The following is a 2,727-nucleotide window of genomic DNA, read 5'->3' as shown; positions in this document are numbered from 1 at the left end:
GTGCAATGCCTGCAATGCCTGATATGGGCGGCATGGGTGGAATGGGCGGCATGATGTAATCATCAAGCTGTCACGTTTCGTGAAGCTGTCTAATGTATAAATAGTTTGTAAGAAAGAGACTATTTCCTATTTAAAGGAGGTAGTCTTTTTTTGTTGCTGAAATTTGCATATCAAGATTTTATAGATGACCGTAAATTTAAGAATACAACTAAAGTTAATATTCAGAATTACAAAGTTCTTTTAGGTGGATTTATTGATTATTGTCATGAAAATAAAATCTTGAATGTAGAAGAAATCGAAAGTCGTCACGTTAAAAGTTATTTAATGTATTGTCAAAGTCAAGGTAATTCCGCAAATACCATAAATACTAAATTACATCGTATTAGGGCTTTCTTAAATTATAAGGTAGAAGAAGGCATGGTCAAGGAAAATGTTGCAATTAAAGTTAAACGCCAAAAGGCTGATGTTAAAATCAACGTCTTTAATGACGAACAAATTCAGCAAATGTTAGGTTACTATCGAGGTCTTAGAAGGAGGGAACAAAGTTATTTCGCGTATCGGGGTTATATGTTAATAATAACATTCCTTGGCACTGGACTAAGAAGAACTGAAATTATCAACTTAAAATGGTCCGATGTAGATTTAGGTAACTTAACTATGTCAGTGTATGGAAAAAATAGAAAGAAAGAGATTGTATTTTTAACCGAAAAACTTGCTAAAGAAATTTCGGCATACTACCTATTTTGTAAAAGGCGCTTTGAAAAGATAAGTGATTACGTTTTTGTAAATAGAGATAATACCCAATTGACGCAAAACTCTATTATGTTGGTATTTCAAAACTTACTGGTATTCAGTTTGTTAGAGGTTGCGGAGGAACTGAAAGGAGAAATCAACATACTTGTTTCAAGAAATGATATGTATCGAGTCGCTTTTTTATTAACTGATTCAGAAGTAGCGAAAGAGTTAAGAACACAAGTAATAAATTTACGGGACGCGGTTTAACGCCGTTGTCCTTTTAATAGCCTCCTTTCGGTAGAGTGTATATTAATTTTGTAAAGAACGTTAGTAAGGGAATTGTTCCGTGAGACGGTGGGTTGGTTGGTCTTTGTTATGAAAATAATTCCATAAGTATTATAATAAAGTCTAAGACAAAGAGGGGGAATATAGATGAAGAAACAATACGAAGTAACTTTCCATTTAATCAACGGTGAAATCGGACATTTAGTCGAAGAAACCTCTCTTATACGGGCTAGAAACAAAATTAACAATCATTTCGAAGATGATAATAGCCCCGTTTTGGCGATAACTGATGACTTAGTTATTGTTAAGGCAAACGTACAATATTTCGTAGTTAAGGAATATGAAGGGTGCTTAGAATGAAAAATGGACGTTATCCGAATTGGATAGCGTCTCTTTTTTTATTGGACTGATTCTTTAAAGGTGACTGATATAATAAGATATAAAGTAATTGAACAAACGGGTTCAGGTTTTTAAGTAAGAAGTTGCAATAGGTATCACCTACTGTGAAATAAAATCAGAGGATTTAAACCAATTAGTAGAAAAAACTAATAAAGATTGTTTATGTTTGGGAGGGAATAAATGATAGACTTTTTAAATGAGATTCGTAGACCAATAAAAATATCGCTATCAAGGAAGTTTTTATATTCGACTTTAATATTTATCGCGGGGGTTATTTTAGGGGTAATTTCTAAGGTGCTTGATACAACCCCAAGTAATTATTTACCCTATTTTCTTGAAATGTTAGATTTAAGGAACTTTTTTTCTCGCATGGGAGTTTGGATTTTCCTTGCGGTAGTTATATCTGTGTATAGCAAATCACCTGTTAGGTCTGCCATAAATGTTTTTATGTTTTTTGTAGGCATGGTAGGTAGCTATTATCTATATACTGTTATGATAGCTGGTTTTTTTCCTAAATCATATATGATGATTTGGATTGTCATGACTGTTATTTCGCCATTTACGGCTTTTGTATGTTGGTATGCAAAAGGGAAAGGCATAATTGCTACTTCCATTTCATCAATAATATTTATGTTTATTTCAAGACAGGTTTTTGCAGTTGGGTTTTGGTATTTTGATATAAGAAATAACTTAGAAATGTTACTTTGGATAGCAACAATTTTTGTTTTATATCAGTCTCCTAAACAAATAATCAAGGTGATTACAATAGGTTTGATTATTTTCTTTCTTACCGCTGAAATCAATTTGTTCTGGGGGATGTTGTAGGTTTATATCTACACTTTTTCTTCTTATATCAAAGATTGTGAATGGTTATATTTAAGGCAACCGGGGCTTACGTTGAAAAAAAACAAATTTTACGGATTATGAGAAATCGAAATCAACACAAGATCGTTTCCATAATATTGTTTCCAATGATAAGGGAAATGTACCATGTTGACGTTGAATGAATATGAAACCCCTTTTATTGGTGTAAAGCTTAACTAACGTACCGCCGAAGATACGGATACAAAAAGCCTTCTATTGAATTGTGGAAGGAATCGAAACTAGTAGGGAACGCTAAATAGGCTTTCTCTATTTGTTTTGACAAGAAAAACGAGTGTTGTTAGTATACTGCTTATTTTACGACAACTACTTTATACTTGAAATATAAATATACACTTAGGAAGTAGTGCTTATACTTCTAACTATATATACATAGCAGTTTTACACTTATCAGCTTATGTCAGTTCTTAACAACTGAAGCAGTTG

At 32.6% G+C, this 2,727-nt stretch carries 3 protein-coding genes; all 3 read left to right on the top strand.

Translation table 11 applies throughout. The features are described from left to right. Positions 1 to 150 precede the first annotated feature (150 nt). Positions 151 to 1,002, top strand: coding sequence for a tyrosine-type recombinase/integrase (locus V179_RS27085; protein WP_051404845.1), 852 nt, complete (start codon positions 151 to 153; stop codon positions 1,000 to 1,002). Between the two features lie 165 nt (positions 1,003 to 1,167). Continuing rightward, the gene (locus V179_RS0105450; RefSeq protein ID WP_028390630.1) at positions 1,168 to 1,380 is read left to right on the top strand and encodes a hypothetical protein; all 213 of its coding nucleotides are present in this window, start codon (positions 1,168 to 1,170) and stop codon (positions 1,378 to 1,380) included. A gap of 219 nt (positions 1,381 to 1,599) precedes the next feature. Continuing rightward, complete coding sequence (locus V179_RS0105445) at positions 1,600 to 2,244, top strand: hypothetical protein (protein WP_028390629.1); 645 nt, start codon at positions 1,600 to 1,602, stop codon at positions 2,242 to 2,244. Positions 2,245 to 2,727 lie beyond the last annotated feature (483 nt).

This window comes from Bacillus cihuensis, assembly GCF_000504145.1.
In the GTDB taxonomy this organism is placed as follows: domain Bacteria; phylum Bacillota; class Bacilli; order Bacillales; family DSM-1321; genus Peribacillus; species Peribacillus huizhouensis.
The sequence above is the reverse complement of the archived record's forward strand: the minus strand, read 5'-3'. Positions and strand labels throughout refer to the sequence as shown.